This window comes from Pseudomonas sp. TAA207, from assembly GCF_001529285.1.
Taxonomy (GTDB): Bacteria; Pseudomonadota; Gammaproteobacteria; order Pseudomonadales; family Pseudomonadaceae; genus Aquipseudomonas; species Aquipseudomonas weihenstephanensis.
The window spans coordinates 99,259-116,993 of the sequence record NZ_LLWJ01000061.1 but is presented as its reverse complement, the minus strand read 5'-3'; the positions used below and the strand labels follow the sequence as shown (position 1 = coordinate 116,993).

The following is a 17,735-nucleotide window of genomic DNA, read 5'->3' as shown; positions in this document are numbered from 1 at the left end:
TAATCCGCTGTCCAGGCCGCTTTTGGCGGCGTTCGCGACTATAGCAGCAATGATTAAGTGCTTCAATTCCATAAAAAATTGTTATCATCCGCGGCATGACGACGACTACCCCCCCGACCCCCAGCGTCCAGCTGCTTGAGGTCTCGCCGGAATATGCCGGCCAACGCATTGACAACTTTCTTCTTGCCCGGCTCAAGGGCGTACCCAAGACCTTAATTTACCGCATTTTGCGTAAAGGCGAAGTGCGTGTGAACAAGGGGCGGATCAAGCCTGAGTACAAGCTGCAAGCGGGCGATATTGTGCGCGTGCCGCCTGTGCGCGTGCCTGAGCGCGACGAGCCGGTGCCCCTGGCTCAGGGTTTGTTGCAGCGCCTGGAAGCGGCAATTGTCTATGAAGACAAAGCCCTGATTGTGCTCAACAAGCCTGCGGGTATTGCGGTTCACGGTGGCAGTGGCCTCAATTACGGTGTGATCGAAGCCTTTCGTCAGTTGCGTCCCGATACCAAAGAGCTGGAGTTGGTGCATCGGCTTGACCGCGATACGTCCGGTCTTTTGATGATCGCCAAAAAGCGCAGCATGTTGCGCCACTTGCATGAAGCGTTGCGCGGTGACGGAATCGACAAGCGCTACATGGCGTTGGTGCGTGGCAATTGGGCCAGCTCGATCAAGCAGGTGCGTGCGCCATTGATGAAGAGCAATCTGCGCTCGGGTGAGCGCATGGTTGAGGTGAACGAAGAGGGTAAAGAATCGGTCACGGTGTTCAAGGTGCTGCGTCGTTTTGGCGATTTCGCCACCATGATTGAAGCCCGGCCGATTACCGGGCGGACCCATCAGATCCGCGTGCACACCCTGCATGCGGGCCACTGCATTGCGGGCGACACCAAATACGGCGAAGAAGGCTTTTCTAAAGAAATTCGCGAATTGGGCGGCAAGCGTCTGTTTTTGCATGCCTACATGCTGACCGTGCCCATGCCTGATGGCGGCGAAATGAAGTTTCAGGCGCCCGTCGATGAGATGTGGGCTAAAACCGTGGAGCGATTGAGTGCCGTCTGAGTACAAATTACTGATCTTTGATTGGGATGGCACGCTGGCGGACTCCATTGGCCGCATTGTCACTTCGATGCAGGGGGCTGCGCAGCGCGCAGGTCGCCCTGAGCGTGATGATGAGGCCGTCAAAGGCATTATTGGTCTGGGGCTGCCGGAAGCGATTTTGACGCTTTACCCTGATTTGACCGAGGCGCAAGTTATTGCCTTCCGTCAGCACTACGCGGATATCTATATCGCGTCGGATGCCGAGCCTTCACCACTATTTGCCGGTGTGGCCGAATCGCTTGAATCCTTCCGTGATCAGGGTTACCGCTTGGCCGTTGCGACGGGCAAGGCGCGTCGCGGTCTGGATCGGGTGCTCAAGGCGCAGGGTTGGGAAGGCTTCTTTGATATCACCCGTGCAGCCGACGAAACCGCCAGCAAGCCGGATCCGCTCATGCTCAATCAGATTCTGGCTCACTGCGATGTGCCCGCGCAGCAGGCATTGATGGTGGGTGATGCGTCGTTTGATTTGCTCATGGCGCGTAATGCAGGCATCGACTCGGTGGCGGTGAGTTACGGGGCTCAGTCAATTGAACGTCTGCGCACGTTTGGGCCTACGCTGGAAATCAATCATTTTTCTGAGTTGCGTGCCTGGCTGCATGGGCGCGCTCACTAATAACGTCTTAGCTGGGGTAGTGCATGGTCGATCAATGGAAAGCGCCCGCTGAATCTGAGCCTGCTGCGGGTGATGACAAAAGCTGGAGGTTGCTGGAAAGAACCTTGTTGGCAGGTATTCAGGAGCAGCGCCGTGCGCGTCGCTGGGGTATTTTTTTCAAGTTGCTGACCTTTCTGTTGCTGGTGGCAGTGCTGCTCACCTTCACGCCGTTGATGGATATGGAGCGCAACGCTACGACGGGTTCTGGTTACAGCGCGCTGATCGAAGTGCGCGGGGTGATTGCCGATAAAGAGCAGGCCAGTGCCGATAACCTGGTGACCAGCTTGCAAGCGGCGTTTGATGATCCCAAAGTCAAAGGCGTGGTGCTGCGTATCAACAGTCCGGGCGGCAGTCCTGTGCAATCGGGTTATGTCTACGACGAGATCCGTCGTTTGCGTGGCTTGCACCCTGAGACCAAGGTATACGCGGTGATTTCGGACCTCGGTGCCTCGGGTGCCTATTACATCGCCAGTGCGGCTGATGAGATTTATGCCGACAAAGCCAGTCTGGTGGGTTCGATTGGCGTGACAGCAGCAGGTTTCGGTTTTGTCGGGGCTATGGAAAAGCTGGGTGTTGAGCGTCGCGCCTACACCTCGGGCAAGCACAAAGCGTTCCTTGATCCCTTTGAGCCTCAAAAGCCGGACGAGACCAAGTTCTGGCAAGGCGTGCTAAATGTGACGCATGAGCAATTCATTGCCAGCGTTAAGCAGGGTCGTGGCGATCGCTTGAAGGATAAAGAGCATCCTGAGTTGTTCTCGGGGTTGGTGTGGACGGGTCAGCAAGCGCTGCCGCTGGGGCTGATTGACGGCTTGGGCAATGCCAGTTCGGTTGCCCGTGATGTGATTGGTGAAAAAGAATTGGTTGATTTCACCGTGCAAGAGTCGGCATTCGATCGCTTCTCGAAAAAACTCGGTGCCAGCGTTGCAGAGCACATTGCCTTGTGGATGGGTTTTCAGGGACCAACCTTGCGCTAACTTGCGACTGCACCAAAAAAACGGCCTGTGAAGGCCGTTGTTGTTTGGGTGGGGTCGGGTTTGCTGTGTTAAGGGATGCTGATGCCTTCATGGGTCAGCATGTCCACCAGTCGGATTAATGGCAGGCCAATCAAGCTGGTCGCGTCGTCCCCTTCGGTGCGCTGAAACAGGCTCACGCCCAAGCCTTCGGCTTTAAAGCTGCCTGCGCAATCGTAGGGCTGCTCGGCGTGCAGGTAGCGTTCAATCTGTTCAGCGCTGAGCGTGCGCATGTGCACCGTGAAGGGCACACAGTCAGTCTGGTGCTGCCCGGTGCGACTGTTGAGCAGGGTTAGGCCGGTGAGGAAGCTGACGCTGGCGCCACTGGCGTCCAGGAGTTGTTGGCGTGCCTTGTCGAAGGTGTGAGGTTTGCCGATGATTCGGCCATTAAGCACGGCCACCTGGTCTGAGCCGATGATCAGGTGGTCGGGATGGCTGTGCGCCAGTGCGCGGGCCTTCTCCAGTGACAGGCGCTTGACCAGGTCGGCTGCGCTTTCATCTGTTTGGTGGCTTTCGTCGATGTCAGGTGAGCTGCAACTGAAGGGTAGGCGCAGGCGAGCCAGTAATTCCCGGCGATAAACCGAGCTTGAGGCGAGTAATAAAGGCAGCATTCGCGGCTCCTGTAGATGAATGTCGATTCTAACGGGCGCACGGGATGTCGCACAGGCACAATTTCCTTTGACAGGTGAGGGGGTCGTCCCTAGAATGCTGCGCCTATGTTGAATGACCCGATTCCACCTCACGTTGACCCGCGCAAATTAGCTGATCGTGGCACTACCCTTCAAGGTGAAGTGCTGCTGGCTGATTTGGAGAGACTCTGCGACCCGCTTTCCGACAATGTCGGTACGGTCCAGGCTAAATTTGTTTTTGAGCGCGACGAGCGAAGATCTGTGGTAATACACAGCTCCATCGACGTCGAGGTCAAGATGGTTTGCCAGCGTTGTCTTGAGCTGGTCACCCTGCCGATCCATAGCGAATGCAGTTACGCTGTGGTGAAAGAGGGTGCGAATACCCAGTCGTTACCGAAAGGTTATGACGTGCTGGAACTGGGCGAAGATCCATTGGATCTGCATGCACTGATCGAGGAGGAGCTTTTGCTCGCCTTGCCCATTGTGCCTGCTCATCATCCGGAAGAATGCCAGCAGCCGGCGGGTCTCGATGAGCCCGATCCAGGCGAGGACGAGGTAACGCGGTCCAACCCGTTCAGTGTATTGGCGCAGTTAAAGCGTGACCCAAACGTTTAGGAGTTAATCAATTATGGCTGTTCAGCAGAACAAAAAATCCCGCTCTGCCCGTGACATGCGTCGTTCGCACGATGCTCTTTCGGCTAGCACGCTGTCTGTAGAAAAAACCACCGGTGAAATTCACCTGCGTCACCACGTATCGCCAGAAGGCGTATACCGTGGTCGTAAAGTGATCGACAAGGGCGCTGACGAGTAATCACTTGTCCGTTCAGGTCATCGCGATCGACGCAATGGGCGGGGACTTCGGTCCCCGCAGCATTGTTCAGGCTTGCATCGCTTGCCTGTCTGCTACACCCTCCCTGCATCTGACCCTCGTTGGTCAACCCTCCGTACTTGAAGACTTGATCGCCAGCCATTCGGTTGTGGATCGCTCGCGCCTGACCATTACTCCAGCCTCAGAAGTTATCGCCATGAGCGAGCGGCCTTCCCATGCGTTGCGTGGCAAGCCGGACTCCTCCATGCGGGTGGCGCTTGAGCTGCTGCGTGATGGCAAGGTGCAGGCTTGTGTCAGTTCGGGGAATACGGGGGCTTTGATGGCGCTGTCGCGGTTCGTCCTCAAAACGCTGCCCGGTATAGATCGTCCTGCGATGGTGGCGGCGGTTCCGACGCAGGCGGGCTATTGTCAGTTGCTGGATCTGGGCGCCAACGTCGATTGCACGGCTGAGCAGTTGTTTCAGTTCGCGGTGATGGGGTCGGTGGCCGCGCAGGCCCTCGGCACGCTTCGCCCGCGCGTAGCCCTGTTGAATATTGGTACCGAAGACATCAAGGGCAACCAGCAGGTCAAGGAGGCCGCCGCCTTGTTGCAAGCGGCGAGCGGTTTGCATTACATCGGCTTTGTCGAAGGTGATGGGTTGTACCGCGGCGAGGCCGATGTGGTGGTGTGTGACGGTTTTGTAGGTAATATCCTGCTCAAATCCAGTGAGGGCCTGGCGACCATGATCTCAGGCCGGATTGAGGCGTTGTTCAAGCGCACGCTCTTTGGGCGATGTGTCGGTGCGTTGGCGATGCCGTTACTGCGTCGCTTGCAGGCTGATTTGGCCCCCGCACGGCACAATGGCGCGAGTTTTCTGGGGTTGCAGGGGATTGTCATTAAAAGTCACGGTTCGGCAGGTGCTCAGGGCTTTCAAAGTGCGATAGAACGGGCGCTGATTGAAATCCATGAAGACCTGCCAAAGCGTTTGCATGGGCGCCTTGAAGGGTTGTTACCGTAGGCGCATTGCGGGTCGAGCGGGTAAATGTGACCGCACGGTCTAAATCGCCATCCAACTGTCAGTTTCTTGCGTCCGCCACGGCAGGACGTCAATTCACCGACGACAAGATCATTAGGGGCTTGTTACATGTCTACATCCCTCGCATTCGTCTTTCCAGGGCAGGGTTCGCAGTCCCTCGGCATGTTGGCCGAGCTGGGCGCGGAACACCCGCTGGTTCTGGAAACATTTAAAGAAGCTTCTGAGGCTCTGGGTTACGACCTGTGGGCGTTGACCCAGGACGGCCCTGCCGAGAAGCTGAATCAAACTGATATCACCCAGCCCGCCATTTTGACCGCTTCGATTGCCCTGTGGCGTCTGTGGCTGGCCGAAGGCGGCAAGCAGCCAGATTTCGTTGCTGGCCATAGCTTGGGCGAGTACAGCGCGCTGGTCGCTGCCGGTTGCCTGAGCCTGGCTGATGCCGTGAAGCTGGTTGAGCGTCGCGGTCGCTTGATGCAAGAAGCTGTTCCTGCCGGTCAAGGCGCCATGGCGGCGATCCTGGGGCTGGACGATGCCGTTGTATTGGCTGCGTGCGCTGAGGCGGCGCAAGGTGAAGTGGTTAGCGCGGTTAACTTCAACTCGCCGGGCCAGGTGGTTATTGCCGGAGCCAAGGCGGCTGTTGAGCGCGCCATGGAGCTGTGCAAGGCCAAGGGCGCCAAGCGTGCGCTGCCGCTGCCGGTGAGTGTGCCTTCGCACTGTGAGTTGATGCGACCCGCGGCGGAGCGTTTTGCCGAGTCGATCCAGGCCATTGACTGGAAAATGCCACAGATCCCGCTGGTGCAGAATGTCAGTGCAGCCGTGGCGAACGATTTGGATACCCTTAAGCGCGATTTGCTTGAGCAGCTGTACAAGCCTGTGCGCTGGGTTGAATCAGTTCAATGTCTGGCGGCCAATGGCCCGGTCGAGCTGGTTGAATGTGGCCCGGGCAAAGTTCTGGTGGGCATCAGCAAGCGTTGCGCTGAGGGCATCACCACTCACAACTTGAATACCCCAGACGCCTTCGCTGCCGCTCGTGCGGCACTGGCCTGAATTAGGAGAAGCCTGCATGAGCTTGCAAGGTAAAGTTGCACTGGTAACGGGCGCTAGCCGTGGCATTGGCCAGGCGATCGCATTGGAGTTGGGTCGTCAGGGCGCCATTGTCATTGGCACTGCCACCACTGCTTCGGGTGCTGAGCGCATTGCTGCCACGCTGAAAGAAAACGGCGTTCAAGGCACGGGCATGGAACTCAATGTCACGGATGCAGATTCCGTTGCCGCGGTGCTGAACAGCATTCAGGAGCAGTTCGGCGCGCCGGCGATCCTGGTCAATAATGCTGGCATCACCCGCGATAACCTGATGATGCGCATGAAAGACGACGAATGGCATGATGTCATCGATACCAACTTGAACAGTCTGTTTCGCCTGTCCAAGGGTGTTTTGCGCGGCATGACCAAGGCGCGCTGGGGACGAATTATCAACATTGGCTCTGTTGTGGGTGCCATGGGCAACGCAGGCCAAGTAAACTATGCCGCCGCCAAGGCCGGCCTCGAAGGTTTCAGCCGTGCTCTGGCGCGTGAAGTGGGTTCGCGCTCAATCACTGTCAACTCGGTGGCTCCTGGGTTTATCGATACCGACATGACCCGCGAATTGCCGCAAGCACAGCGTGAAGCCTTGCAGACGCAGATTCCGCTGGGTCGTTTGGGTCAGGCTCAAGAGATCGCGAACGTGGTCGCTTTCCTGGCTTCGGACGGTGCAGCTTACGTGACTGGGGCTACAATTCCGGTCAACGGCGGGATGTACATGAGTTAAATGTGACGGATTGCTTCAAAAAAATGTCATACGAGCTGTCTAAAATCCGTTATAAAGCTGCAATCTTTTTATAGGCAGCCGGTTGTAGCGGGGTAGGTGCAAAGCTTTCAGTTGAAAAACTGAAAAGTCTTTCGATACACTTGCCCACTGGCCAGCTGCCTGAATTTGTCCATTAGGAGTGAAAACAAGGTATGAGCACCATCGAAGAACGCGTCAAGAAAATCGTTGCCGAGCAACTGGGCGTTAAAGAAGAAGAAGTGACCAATGCTGCTTCCTTCGTTGAAGACCTGGGTGCCGACTCCCTTGACACTGTTGAGCTTGTGATGGCTCTGGAAGAGGAATTCGAGACCGAAATTCCTGACGAAGAAGCTGAAAAGATCACTACTGTACAAGCTGCTATCGATTACGTTACTGCCCACCAGGCGTAATAGTTTGTAATCGTTACATGCTGTCATGGAAAAACCGCACTGCCACTATGGCGTGCGGTTTTTTCTTTAGGCTTGATGCAAAGTGTCGTCAATAGAATAAAGGAGAGTGCTGTGTCGCGTAGACGCGTCGTAGTCACCGGTATGGGGATGTTGTCGCCACTGGGTGCGGATGTTCCGAGCACCTGGCAAGGCATTCTGGCAGGCCGAAGTGGCATTGGTCTGATCGAACACACGGATCTTTCTGCCTATTCCACCCGTTTTGGCGGCTCGGTACAGGGCTTTAACGTTGAGGATTACCTCTCCGTCAAAGAAGCCCGAAAACTTGACCTGTTTATTCAATACGGTTTGGCAGCTGGTTTTCAGGCAATACGAAATGCTGGCCTGGAAGTCACGGATGCCAATCGTGAGCGTATTGGTGTGGCCATGGGGTCGGGTATTGGGGGGTTGACCAATATCGAAGAAACCAGCCGTACCTTGCACGAACAAGGCCCGCGACGGATTTCTCCGTTTTTTGTGCCTGGCTCGATCATCAATATGATTTCCGGTTTTCTGTCTATCCACTTGGGTACACAGGGACCTAACTACGCCATTTCGACAGCGTGTACCACGGGTACGCATTGCATCGGTATGGCGGCGCGCAACATTGCCTACGGCGAAGCCGATGTGATGATTGCCGGCGGTGCTGAAATGGCCGCATGCGGTTTGGGCATGGGCGGCTTTGGTGCCTCGCGCGCGCTATCGACGCGCAACGATGATCCGACGCGTGCCAGCCGTCCCTGGGACAAAGGCCGTGATGGCTTCGTGCTGTCTGATGGCGCCGGTGCACTGGTGCTTGAAGAGCTTGAACACGCCAAGGCGCGTGGCGCGACGATCTATGCCGAGCTGATTGGCTTCGGGATGAGCGGCGACGCTTATCACATGACCTCGCCCCCGGCGGATGGCGCAGGCGCTGCACGCTGCATCACCAATGCCTTGCGTGATGCCAGGGTGAACATCGATCAAGTGCAGTACATCAATGCTCACGGTACGTCGACGCCTGCCGGTGACCTGGCGGAAGTCTCGGCGATCAAGTCGGTGTTCGGTGATCACGCCTACAACTTGGCGGTCAGTTCGACCAAATCGATGACCGGGCACTTGTTGGGTGCTGCGGGCGCGGTTGAGGCAATTTTCAGCGTGCTGGCGATTAACAGCCAGATTGCCCCGCCGACCATCAACCTGGACGAGCCTGATGAAGGCTGCGATCTGGACTTCGTGCCGCACACGCCGCGTGAAATGCCGATCGATGTCGTACTGTCCAACTCGTTCGGGTTTGGCGGCACCAACGGCTCACTGGTTTTCCGCCGGTTCGCCGAGTGATGCACAGCTGGGTCGACGGTCTGCCAGCGCACGGTTTAGCGTCGCTCAAGGACCGTGGGCTGGCCTACGGCGACGGTCTGTTTGAGACCGTCGCCGTCAAGGCCGGGCGGCCGGTGTTGCTGGAGCTGCACATGCAGCGTCTGGTGCTGGGCTGCTCACGACTGGCGATTACTGCGGATCAGTCACTGATTCGCAGTGAAGTGCTGGCGTATGCACAGGCGATGGGCGAGGGCGTTCTCAAGCTCATCCTGACCCGCGGCGACAGCCTGCGCGGTTATGCCGCGTGCCCCGAGGCTCAGCCTCGCAGAATTCTGCAAGCCAGCCCTGCGCCGGCTTATCCCCTGGCGCACGCCCTTGAAGGTGTTCAGTTGTTTGACTGCGCCACGCGATTGGCTGAGCAACCGCTGTTGGCGGGGCTTAAGCATCTCAATCGGTTGGAGCAAGTCATTGCCCGTTCCGAATGGCAAGACCCGGCTTACGCCGAAGGCTTGATGCGTGACACCTCGGGACGCGTGATCGAGGGCGTGTTCAGTAACCTGTTTTTAGTGCGTGACGGGGTGTTGATCACCGCCGACCTGCAACGCTGTGGGGTGGCGGGTGTGATGCGTGCAGCATTACTGAGCGAGGCCGAGCGCCTGGCGATCCCGTGTCATGTCACTGATATCAGCGTTGAGCAGCTTCAACAGGCTGATGAACTCTTTGTCTGCAACAGCGTGTACGGCATTTGGCCTGTACGGGGTGTTGCTGGCCTGAGCTGGCCGGTGGGGCCGCTCACCCGTAAACTGCAAAGCATTGCCCGCACCCTATTGGATGTTTGATTCGTGAAACGTAAATTCTTGTTGCTGCTGGAGACCGGTCTGGTGTTGGCGGGCCTGGTGTTGGGCGCCAGTGCCTGGAAACTCAACTCGGCGCTCGAGCAGCCGCTGAGCCTCACGCAAGAACAACTGCTTGATGTTCCAGCGGGCGCGACCCCAACCGGTATGTTCAATCGCCTTGAGGCAGACGACACGTTGCAAGACGCCTTTTGGTTGCGCGTGTATTGGCGCTTCAATCTGGCGGAGCAACCGCTGCACAGCGGTGAATACCGCATGACGCCCGGCATGAAAGCCCAGGACCTGATCGGTCTTTGGCAGCGTGGAGAGGTGGTGCAATACAGCCTGACGCTGGTCGAAGGCTGGAATTTTCGACAAGTGCGCAGCGCGTTGGCCAAGCACGAGAAAATCGAGCAGACCCTCGACGGCCTGAGTGACAGTGAGGTGATGGCCAAGCTCGGTCATCCGGGTGAGTTCCCGGAAGGGCGGTTCTTTCCCGACACCTATCGCTTTGTGCGTGGCATGAGCGATGCGCAGTTGCTTGAAAAGGCCTATGACCGTTTGCATAAGGTGTTGGCTGAAGAGTGGGAGCAGCGCGCCCCGGACCTGCCCTACGCAGACCCTTATCAAGCGCTGATCATGGCATCGCTGGTAGAAAAAGAAACCGGTGTGCCGCATGAGCGTGGGCAGATTGCCGGGGTGTTTGTGCGACGTATGAAGATCGGCATGCCATTACAGACCGATCCCACCGTGATTTACGGTTTGGGCGAGCGGTACAACGGCAAGCTGACCCGCGCGCACTTGCGCGAACCGACGCCTTACAACACCTACACGATTCCCGGTTTGCCACCGACACCGATTGCCATGGTAGGCCGTGAAGCCATTCATGCCGCTTTGCATCCGGTCAGCGGCAGCAGTTTGTATTTTGTGGCCAAGGGTGATGGCAGCCACACGTTCTCTGATGATCTGGACGCGCATAACAGCGCCGTCCGTGAATTCCAGATCAAACGCCGTGCCGATTACCGTTCAAGCCCTGCGCCGGATGCCGTCGCCCCTGTTTCCCCGGCGCCCGGCGAAGCCCAACCGCAAAGCGCGCAATGACACTGATAAAGGACTGCTGCCTGTGACTGGCTTGTTTATTACGTTGGAAGGCCCCGAAGGCGCGGGCAAAACCACCAACCGCGAATACCTGGCCGCGCGCTTGCGGGCTGAAGGTATTGATGTGGTGCTGACCCGTGAACCGGGCGGCACGCCGCTGGCTGAGCGCATTCGTGAGCTGTTGTTGGCACCGAGCGACGATGCCATGTGCGCAGACACCGAGTTGTTGTTGGTGTTTGCCGCCCGCGCGCAGCACTTGGCCGAGGTGATCCGCCCGGCGCTGGAGCGTGGCGCCGTGGTGCTGTGTGATCGCTTTACCGACGCCACCTACGCGTACCAAGGCGGTGGCCGCGGCTTATCGAAAGAGCGCATCGCGACCCTTGAGTCATTTGTACAGGGTCACCTGCGTCCCGACTTGACGCTGGTATTCGATTTGCCTATCGAGGTTGGCATGGCGCGCGCCAGTGCGCGGGGCCGCCTGGATCGCTTCGAGCAAGAAGGCCGGACCTTTTTTGATGCCGTGCGCAGTACCTATCTGCAGCGCGCTGAAGCCGCCCCGCAGCGTTACCGTTTGATTGACGCGGCGCAAAGCCTTGAGCACGTTCAGGCGCAGCTGGACGCGTTGATGCCGCAATTGCTGGGTCTGTACCGTGGCTGAAGCCTATCCGTGGCAAGACGGCCTCTGGCAGCAAATGGCCGGGCGCGCACACCATGCGCACGCCTATCTGCTGCACGGGCCTGCCGGGATCGGCAAGCGCGCCCTGGCCGAGCGCCTGATGGCCCGCCTGCTGTGCAGACAACCTGCCGGGCTTGAGGCCTGCGGTACCTGCAAGTCTTGCCTGCTGTTGGCGGCGGGCAGTCATCCGGACAACTACATTCTGGAGCCCGAAGAAGCGGACAAGGCGATCAAGGTCGACCAGGTGCGTGATCTGGTGAGTTTCGTGGTGCAAACCGCTCAGTTGGGCGGGCGCAAGGTGGTGCTGGTCGAGCCGGTGGAGGCGATGAATATCAACGCCGCCAACGCATTGCTCAAAAGCCTGGAAGAGCCGTCGGGCGATACGGTGTTGCTGTTGGTCAGTCACCAGTCCAGCCGTTTGTTGCCGACCATCCGCAGTCGTTGTGTGCAGCAGGCGTGCCCGCTGCCGAACGAAACGCTGAGCCTGGCGTGGCTGGCTAAAACCTTGCCCGATTGCAGTGCCGATGAGCGGGTGGAGTTATTGACCCTGGCGGCCGGTTCGCCGTTGGCCGCCGTCAAGTTGCACGCACAGGGTGTGCGAGAGCAGCGGGCTGGCGTGGTGGAAGGGGTTAAAAAGCTGCTCAAGCAGCAGATATCGGCCACTCAATTGGCAGAAAGCTGGAACGCGATTCCCCTTTTATTGCTGTTTGATTGGTTCTGTGACTGGTCGAGTCTGATCTTGCGCTATCAACTGACTCAGGACGAAGCTGGCCTGGGCCTTGAAGACATGCGCAAAGTCGTGCAGTACCTGGCGCAAAAAACGCCGCAGGAAAAAGTCCTGAACATTCAGGACTGGATTCTGGCCCAGCGGCAAAAGGTGTTGAGCAAGGCCAACCTCAACCGAGTGCTGTTGCTTGAAGCGTTATTGGTGCAATGGGCAAGCCTGCCCGGCCAGCGCTGAGTTGATTCACATTTTTAAGCAGGTGATTTTCTATGCTCGTTGACTCCCACTGCCATCTTGATCGCCTTGATCTGAGTGCCCACGACGGTTCGCTGGACGCCGCCCTGCAAGCGGCGCGTGATCGCGGGGTGGGGCATTTTCTGTGCATTGGCGTCAGCGCTGACAACGCGGCCGATGTCAAAGCCCTGACCGAGCGTTATACCGATGTGGACTGTTCGGTGGGCGTGCACCCGCTGGACGTGCAACCGGGCGCCGCTCCGGCATTGGACTGGCTGCTGAGCGAGCTGAATCACCCGCAGGTGGTGGCGATTGGCGAAACCGGCCTGGATTATCACTACGAACCTGAGGCGGCCGAGTTGCAGCAGTTGTCGTTTCGCGTTCACTTGCAAGCCGCGCAGCAAACCGGCAAGCCGGTCGTGGTGCATACCCGTGGCGCACGTGCAGACACCCTGGCGCTGCTGCGCGAAGCCGCATTGCCGCAGGCCGGTGTGTTGCATTGTTTTACCGAAGACTGGGATATGGCCAAGGCGGCGCTGGACCTGGGTTTTTACATTTCGCTTTCTGGCATCGTCACGTTCCGCAACGCCGATGCCCTGCGCGACGTGGCGCGCCAAGTGCCTGCCGATCGTTTGCTGGTGGAGACTGACTCGCCGTACCTGGCGCCGATTCCTTACCGGGGCAAGCCCAACCTGCCGCAGTACGTACGTGAAGTGGCAGAGTTTCTGGCCATGTTGCGCGGTGAGTCCTACGAGCGTTTTGCCGAGCAGACCACCGAAAACTTCCAGCGCCTGTTCCCGCTGGCGCGGGTCCAACACTGACCCGTCGGCAAAAAAGGCAAAAAAAACCCGGGCTCTGGGGGAATCCGGGTTAAGACCATTAGGAGTAAAACAAAGGCGCACACTCCGTTGTGACCCTTATCGGCGAAGCATTTGGGGGGTATGTCACGCCGACTCCCTAAGTATTGGTCAGCTTTGTAGGGCGTCCAGTCGGCATTGATCATTTTTTAAACAGATTTGGAATACCCGTGATTCGTTTGAGTACGCATTGTGCTGGGCGTTATTCATCCGCAGACATCGATATGCAGGATGATCCGTGCAATTTAGCGTGACTTAGGCATAATACCGGGCTTCGATTTTGACCCCTACAGACCTTTTCTTATGCACAAAGAACCCCGTAAGGTCCGTGAGTTTCGTCGCCGCGAGCAAGAAATTCTCGATACCGCGCTCAAACTGTTCCTCGAACAGGGTGAAGACAGCGTCACCGTCGAGATGATTGCGGATGCCGTCGGCATCGGTAAAGGCACGATCTACAAGCATTTCAAGTCCAAGGCCGAGATCTATCTGCGCCTGATGCTCGACTACGAGCGTGATTTGAACGAGCTGCTGCATTCCGCCGATGTGGATAAAGACAAAGAAGCGCTGTCGCGCGCCTACTTTGAATTTCGCATGCGTGACCCTCAGCGTTATCGGTTGTTTGATCGCCTTGAAGAGAAGGTGGTCAAAGGCAATCAGGTGCCTGAGTTGATCGAAGAGCTGCATAAAATCCGTGCGTCGAATTTTGAGCGCCTTACGCTGCTGATCAAAGGTCGGATCAGCGAAGGCAAGCTCGAAGACGTGCCGCCTTATTTCCACTACTGCGCTGCCTGGGCGCTGGTTCACGGCGCGGTGGCGCTGTACCACTCGCCGTTCTGGAGCAATGTCCTGGAAGATCAGGAAGGTTTTTTCCAGTTCCTGATGGACATCGGTGTGCGCATGGGTAACAAGCGCAAGCGCGATACAGACACCCCGGCTGTCGAGTAACGCCGTCGGTTCACCGCGCACGGCGCTTTGCCGTGCCGCCTATACTCAGGTGTGGGTCTTGCCAAAACCTGATACATGAGTCAGGTTTTGGGGCGTCCTACTTCCCTCGTGCCGGAGTCATCCATGATTGTTGACCGCCAAGGCAGACAATTTCGCAACTTGCGCATTAGTCTGACCTCCGCTTGCAACTATGCCTGCACCTACTGCGTGCCGAACGGCAAGCGATTAGTGGCGGCGCAGGATGAGTTGTCAGCTCAAGCAATGGCGCGTGGCGTGGCGTATCTGATTGAAGCGGCCGGAATTGAGCGTTTACGGATTACCGGCGGCGAGCCGTTGGTCAGTCCCAAGCTGGAAACCTTCATGCGCGAAGTCGGGCAGTTGGGCTTGAGTGATATCAGCCTGACCACCAATGGCCAATTGCTCACGCGCAAATTACCGTTGCTGCTGGACGCCGGCATTCGCCGCCTCAATGTGTCCCTCGACACCCTCAACCCCGACGCGTTTCGCAGCATTGCCCGCGGCGGCGATTTGGCGACCGTGCTCAATGGCCTGCAACACGCCAGCGAGGCGGGGATGAAGATCAAGGTCAATATGGTGCCCTTGCGCGGCCAAAACCTGGATCAGGTCATGCCGCTGTTGGAGTACTGCCTTGAGCGGGGGTTCGAACTGCGCTTTATCGAACTGATGCGCATGGGCCATCTGGCCAGCGATGGCAATGCGTTTCTGCATCAGTTTGTGAGCTTGCAGCAATTGCTTGAGCTGATTGGCGAGCGGCACGACTACCTGCAAGCCGATGCGCCGATTGATGCCACGGCCGTGCGCTATCAGATCCCGGGCCGGGGGTATTTTGGTGTGATTGCCAACGAGAGCGTCCCGTTTTGTCGGACGTGTTCGCGGTTGCGCCTTTCATCGACCGGCTGGTTGCACGGGTGTTTATCGTCGAGTAATCGTCATTACGTCGGGGATTTGCTCAACAAGCCCCGGCACGAAGCCTTGCCCGCGTTGCAAGGCTTGTTGATGAAAGCCTTGGGTGACAAGCAGGACGTCGCCTTTTCGGGGGGTGCCACGGTGATGAAAATCATTGGTGGTTGATGCGTGTGCCCTGCGATGTGCGGCGTCGGCTCGAACTGGCGCGCAAACTGCATTACGCGGCTATTCGCCGGTTTTTTGTCACCGGCCATCGGGAGATCGTGATGCGTAGTCTGTTTGTGTTGCTGGCTTTTTTGGCGCTGGGTGGTTGCATGAAGGTCAGCGACCTGGGCGAAGGCGCGCGTTATCAAATGAGTGACGCCGGTTTGCTCGACCACAGCAACACGCGTCGCAGCAATTCGCTGCGCATCCAGCCCGACTCCTTCATTTACATTGCTCAAGGCCCGTTTAAGCCCGTCGGCGACCCTTACGTGCGGCCCAACGTTGTGGCAGAAGAAGCCTACAGTGGTTTTATCGAATACTTCCCGATGGTGCGCCGTGCCAAGGCACCGCTGGGGTTGGACGACGCGATGTCTGAAGCCCGGAGCTTTGGCGCGCATTATTTGCTCTACACCCGATTTGCCCGTGCCGATGACCGCATTGGCAACAGTGACGAGTGGCTGGACCAGGAAGAAATCAGCCGTTTGGGTATCGACAGCGGTGTGATTCAGGTGATGTTGATCGAGACCAGCACCCAATACTTGATCGACACGGCCACCATTCGCAGCCGTGGCGGTTTGCTGACGTTTCATGACAACAAGCCTGCCGATCTGATTGGCCCGCCGCTGGCTAAGTACGCGCGCAGCTTGATAGGCTTGAGCGATCAATAAATTCAGGAGGGCAGTATGAGCAAGCCGGTGGACGTCAGTGGCCTGTTGGCGCAAATCCCCAAGCCCGGTAAAGGTTTGCCGCCGGTTCACTTGTGGGACACCGCTTTTTGCGGCGACATCGACATGCGCATCGCCCGAGATGGTACTTGGTATTACATGGGAACACCGATTGGGCGCAAGCCAATGGTCAAGCTGTTCTCAACCATCATTCGCCGTGATGGAGACGATTATTTTCTGATAACACCGGTGGAAAAGGTCGGGATCAAAGTCGATGACGCGCCCTTCGTGGCGGTTACCCTTGAGGTCGAAGGGGAGGGTGAGCAGCAGGTGTTGCGCTTCACCACCAACGTGGATGAGCAGTTTGAATTGGATCGTGAACACCCGTTGCGGGTGGTGATTGATCCTGTCACTCAAGAGCCTTCGCCTTACGTGCGGGTACGACGCAACCTTGAGGCGTTGATCCATCGCAATGTGTATTACCAGTTGGTCGAGATGGCGCAGACGCTGGTCATTGATGGTCAGCCTTGGGTAGGCGTGTGGAGCAACGGGGAGTTCTTCCCCATTGCTCCGGCCCCGGCGGGCTAAACGCTTAGGCTTTCAGCGTTTTCATATCAATCACGAAGCGGTATTTCACATCACCTTTCTGCACGCGTTCAAACGCTTGGTTGATGTTTTTGATGTCGAGCATTTCAATGTCACAGGTGATGCCATTCGCGGCGCTGAAATCCAGCATTTCTTGCGTTTCAGCAATCCCGCCGATGAGCGAGCCTGCCAGCACGCGACGCTTGAACACCAGGTTGAACGCATCCACAGCCGGCTCAACCGGTTCGATCAAGCCAACCAGAATGTGCACGCCGTCAAAACGCAGGGTTTCGAGGTAGGGGTTCAGGTCGTGTTGCACCGGAATGGTGTCGAGCAAGAAATCGAAGCTGCCAGCGGCGGCTTTCATTTGCTCGGCGTCGGTGGACACGATCACGTGATCGGCACCTTGACGGCGCGCCTCTTCAGCTTTGGCGGCGGAGCGTGTGAACAAAGTCACTTCTGCACCCATGGCCTTGGCAAACTTGATCCCCATGTGGCCCAGGCCACCCATGCCCAGCACGCCCACTTTGTCGCCCGGCTCAACACCGTAGTGTTGCAGCGGCGAGTAAGTGGTGATGCCCGCGCACAGCAGCGGGGCTGCACTGGCCGGGTCGAGGTTTTCCGGGATGCGCACTACGAAGTCTTCGCGCACCACGATGCTGTCCGAGTAGCCGCCCATCGTGGTGGTGCCGTCGATACGGTCCGGTGAGCCGTAGGTCTGGGTGAAGCCTTCCAGGCAATATTGTTCCAGGTCTTCTTTACAGGCCGAGCATTCGCGGCACGAATCGACCATGCAGCCTACACCGACCACATCGCCCACTTTGTATTGAGTGACGTCGCTACCGACGGCGGTGACTTTGCCCACGATTTCGTGGCCTGGCATGACCGGGTAAACCGCAAAGCCCCAATCGTTGTGCACTTGGTGGATGTCGGAGTGGCACACGCCGCAGTACAACACCTCAATGGCGACGTCGTCCGGGCGCGGTGCGCGGCGGTTGAACTGCATGGGGGCCAAGGGGGCCGAGGTGGTTTGAGCGGCATAGCCGATGGCGTTGTAAGTGACGTTGGACATGGAAAGCCTCGCGAAACGTTGACGGTGAACAAGGAGGTGATTTTGCGCTCGCCTGTCTTGCAGGACTATGACAATTCCTCCGCCTGTTATGCCTATTCCTCCGGTGTGTCGGGCTGGAG

21 protein-coding genes are annotated in these 17,735 nt (G+C 57.8%); 19 read left to right on the top strand and 2 right to left on the bottom strand.

Going from position 1 to position 17,735, the window contains the following annotated elements:
• The first annotated feature begins 95 nt into the window (after positions 1–95).
• The 3 genes from rluC to sppA are packed head-to-tail and all read left to right on the top strand — an operon-like array spanning position 96 to position 2,717.
• A complete protein-coding gene (rluC, locus tag AP059_RS08180; protein WP_048362936.1) occupies positions 96–1,052 on the top strand; it encodes a 23S rRNA pseudouridine(955/2504/2580) synthase RluC in 957 nt (318 codons plus the stop codon).
• Positions 1,042–1,704 carry an HAD-IA family hydrolase gene (locus AP059_RS08175; RefSeq protein ID WP_048362937.1) on the top strand — a complete coding sequence of 221 codons (663 nt, stop codon included), beginning with the start codon at positions 1,042–1,044 and terminating at the stop codon, positions 1,702–1,704. Before rluC ends, AP059_RS08175 begins: the two co-directional genes overlap by 11 nt.
• Positions 1,705–1,727: 23 nt before the next feature.
• Complete coding sequence (gene sppA, locus AP059_RS08170) at positions 1,728–2,717, top strand: signal peptide peptidase SppA (RefSeq protein WP_059762778.1); 990 nt, start codon at positions 1,728–1,730, stop codon at positions 2,715–2,717.
• A gap of 68 nt (positions 2,718–2,785) precedes the next feature.
• On the opposite strand, the gene AP059_RS08165 is transcribed toward sppA, so the two are convergent.
• Positions 2,786–3,364 (bottom strand): Maf family protein, encoded by a 579-nt coding sequence (locus AP059_RS08165; RefSeq protein WP_059762777.1) that lies wholly within the window; start codon positions 3,362–3,364, stop codon positions 2,786–2,788.
• A gap of 105 nt (positions 3,365–3,469) precedes the next feature.
• On the opposite strand from AP059_RS08165, the gene AP059_RS08160 reads away from it, so the two are divergent.
• From AP059_RS08160 to AP059_RS08085, 16 genes are all read left to right on the top strand, one after another.
• Entirely contained in the window at positions 3,470–3,997 is a 528-nt protein-coding gene (locus tag AP059_RS08160; RefSeq protein ID WP_048362940.1) for a YceD family protein, read from the top strand.
• Positions 3,998–4,010: 13 nt separating this feature from the next.
• The gene (gene rpmF, locus AP059_RS08155) at positions 4,011–4,193 is read left to right on the top strand and encodes a 50S ribosomal protein L32 (protein WP_003442519.1); all 183 of its coding nucleotides are present in this window, start codon (positions 4,011–4,013) and stop codon (positions 4,191–4,193) included.
• 4 nt (positions 4,194–4,197) lie between these two features.
• Positions 4,198–5,208: a phosphate acyltransferase PlsX gene (plsX, locus tag AP059_RS08150; RefSeq protein ID WP_082706775.1), complete on the top strand. Its 1,011-nt coding sequence runs from the start codon at positions 4,198–4,200 to the stop codon at positions 5,206–5,208.
• A 126-nt stretch (positions 5,209–5,334) separates the two neighbouring features.
• A complete protein-coding gene (gene fabD, locus AP059_RS08145) occupies positions 5,335–6,273 on the top strand; it encodes an ACP S-malonyltransferase (protein WP_059762776.1) in 939 nt (312 codons plus the stop codon).
• A 16-nt stretch (positions 6,274–6,289) separates the two neighbouring features.
• The gene (gene fabG / locus AP059_RS08140) at positions 6,290–7,033 is read left to right on the top strand and encodes a 3-oxoacyl-ACP reductase FabG (protein WP_048362942.1); all 744 of its coding nucleotides are present in this window, start codon (positions 6,290–6,292) and stop codon (positions 7,031–7,033) included.
• A gap of 191 nt (positions 7,034–7,224) precedes the next feature.
• Complete coding sequence (gene acpP / locus AP059_RS08135) at positions 7,225–7,461, top strand: acyl carrier protein (RefSeq protein ID WP_048362943.1); 237 nt, start codon at positions 7,225–7,227, stop codon at positions 7,459–7,461.
• A 111-nt stretch (positions 7,462–7,572) separates the two neighbouring features.
• Positions 7,573–8,817, top strand: a complete 1,245-nt coding sequence (fabF, locus tag AP059_RS08130; protein ID WP_048362944.1) for a beta-ketoacyl-ACP synthase II — start codon at positions 7,573–7,575, stop codon at positions 8,815–8,817.
• A complete protein-coding gene (gene pabC / locus AP059_RS08125) occupies positions 8,817–9,635 on the top strand; it encodes an aminodeoxychorismate lyase (RefSeq protein ID WP_059762775.1) in 819 nt (272 codons plus the stop codon). The genes fabF and pabC overlap by 1 nt, the downstream gene beginning before the upstream one ends.
• Positions 9,636–9,638: 3 nt before the next feature.
• A complete protein-coding gene (gene mltG / locus AP059_RS08120) occupies positions 9,639–10,730 on the top strand; it encodes an endolytic transglycosylase MltG (RefSeq protein WP_059762774.1) in 1,092 nt (363 codons plus the stop codon).
• 22 nt (positions 10,731–10,752) lie between these two features.
• Positions 10,753–11,385, top strand: coding sequence for a dTMP kinase (tmk, locus tag AP059_RS08115; protein ID WP_059762805.1), 633 nt, complete (start codon positions 10,753–10,755; stop codon positions 11,383–11,385).
• On the top strand, positions 11,378–12,364 hold the full coding sequence (locus AP059_RS08110) for a DNA polymerase III subunit delta' (protein ID WP_048362947.1): 987 nt from the start codon (positions 11,378–11,380) through the stop codon (positions 12,362–12,364). The genes tmk and AP059_RS08110 overlap by 8 nt, the downstream gene beginning before the upstream one ends.
• A 32-nt stretch (positions 12,365–12,396) precedes the next feature.
• On the top strand, positions 12,397–13,182 hold the full coding sequence (locus AP059_RS08105) for a TatD family hydrolase (RefSeq protein ID WP_048400862.1): 786 nt from the start codon (positions 12,397–12,399) through the stop codon (positions 13,180–13,182).
• A gap of 339 nt (positions 13,183–13,521) precedes the next feature.
• On the top strand, positions 13,522–14,163 hold the full coding sequence (locus AP059_RS08100) for a TetR/AcrR family transcriptional regulator (protein WP_048362949.1): 642 nt from the start codon (positions 13,522–13,524) through the stop codon (positions 14,161–14,163).
• 123 nt (positions 14,164–14,286) lie between these two features.
• Positions 14,287–15,255, top strand: coding sequence for a GTP 3',8-cyclase MoaA (locus AP059_RS08095; protein WP_059762773.1), 969 nt, complete (start codon positions 14,287–14,289; stop codon positions 15,253–15,255).
• Positions 15,256–15,356: 101 nt separating this feature from the next.
• Entirely contained in the window at positions 15,357–15,962 is a 606-nt protein-coding gene (locus AP059_RS08090; RefSeq protein WP_059762804.1) for a DUF4823 domain-containing protein, read from the top strand.
• Between the two features lie 15 nt (positions 15,963–15,977).
• Entirely contained in the window at positions 15,978–16,547 is a 570-nt protein-coding gene (locus AP059_RS08085; protein WP_059762772.1) for a DUF1285 domain-containing protein, read from the top strand.
• A 4-nt stretch (positions 16,548–16,551) separates the two neighbouring features.
• Here AP059_RS08085 and AP059_RS08080 read toward each other — a convergent pair whose 3' ends face one another.
• Positions 16,552–17,616 carry an NAD(P)-dependent alcohol dehydrogenase gene (locus AP059_RS08080; RefSeq protein ID WP_059762771.1) on the bottom strand — a complete coding sequence of 355 codons (1,065 nt, stop codon included), beginning with the start codon at positions 17,614–17,616 and terminating at the stop codon, positions 16,552–16,554.
• Positions 17,617–17,735: the final 119 nt, after the last annotated feature.

Excerpts from the sequence above, each read along its gene's own strand:
- rluC (WP_048362936.1), top strand. The coding sequence starts at position 96 with ATGACGACGACTACCCCCCCGACCCCCAGCGTCCAGCTGCTTGAGGTC.
- sppA (WP_059762778.1), top strand. The coding sequence starts at position 1,728 with ATGGTCGATCAATGGAAAGCGCCCGCTGAATCTGAGCCTGCTGCGGGT.
- AP059_RS08165 (WP_059762777.1), bottom strand. The coding sequence starts at position 3,364 with ATGCTGCCTTTATTACTCGCCTCAAGCTCGGTTTATCGCCGGGAATTA.
- AP059_RS08160 (WP_048362940.1), top strand. The coding sequence starts at position 3,470 with ATGTTGAATGACCCGATTCCACCTCACGTTGACCCGCGCAAATTAGCT.
- rpmF (WP_003442519.1), top strand. The coding sequence starts at position 4,011 with ATGGCTGTTCAGCAGAACAAAAAATCCCGCTCTGCCCGTGACATGCGT.
- fabD (WP_059762776.1), top strand. The coding sequence starts at position 5,335 with ATGTCTACATCCCTCGCATTCGTCTTTCCAGGGCAGGGTTCGCAGTCC.
- fabG (WP_048362942.1), top strand. The coding sequence starts at position 6,290 with ATGAGCTTGCAAGGTAAAGTTGCACTGGTAACGGGCGCTAGCCGTGGC.
- acpP (WP_048362943.1), top strand. The coding sequence starts at position 7,225 with ATGAGCACCATCGAAGAACGCGTCAAGAAAATCGTTGCCGAGCAACTG.
- pabC (WP_059762775.1), top strand. The coding sequence starts at position 8,817 with ATGCACAGCTGGGTCGACGGTCTGCCAGCGCACGGTTTAGCGTCGCTC.
- AP059_RS08105 (WP_048400862.1), top strand. The coding sequence starts at position 12,397 with ATGCTCGTTGACTCCCACTGCCATCTTGATCGCCTTGATCTGAGTGCC.
- AP059_RS08100 (WP_048362949.1), top strand. The coding sequence starts at position 13,522 with ATGCACAAAGAACCCCGTAAGGTCCGTGAGTTTCGTCGCCGCGAGCAA.
- AP059_RS08095 (WP_059762773.1), top strand. The coding sequence starts at position 14,287 with ATGATTGTTGACCGCCAAGGCAGACAATTTCGCAACTTGCGCATTAGT.
- AP059_RS08090 (WP_059762804.1), top strand. The coding sequence starts at position 15,357 with ATGCGTAGTCTGTTTGTGTTGCTGGCTTTTTTGGCGCTGGGTGGTTGC.
- AP059_RS08085 (WP_059762772.1), top strand. The coding sequence starts at position 15,978 with ATGAGCAAGCCGGTGGACGTCAGTGGCCTGTTGGCGCAAATCCCCAAG.
- AP059_RS08080 (WP_059762771.1), bottom strand. The coding sequence starts at position 17,616 with ATGTCCAACGTCACTTACAACGCCATCGGCTATGCCGCTCAAACCACC.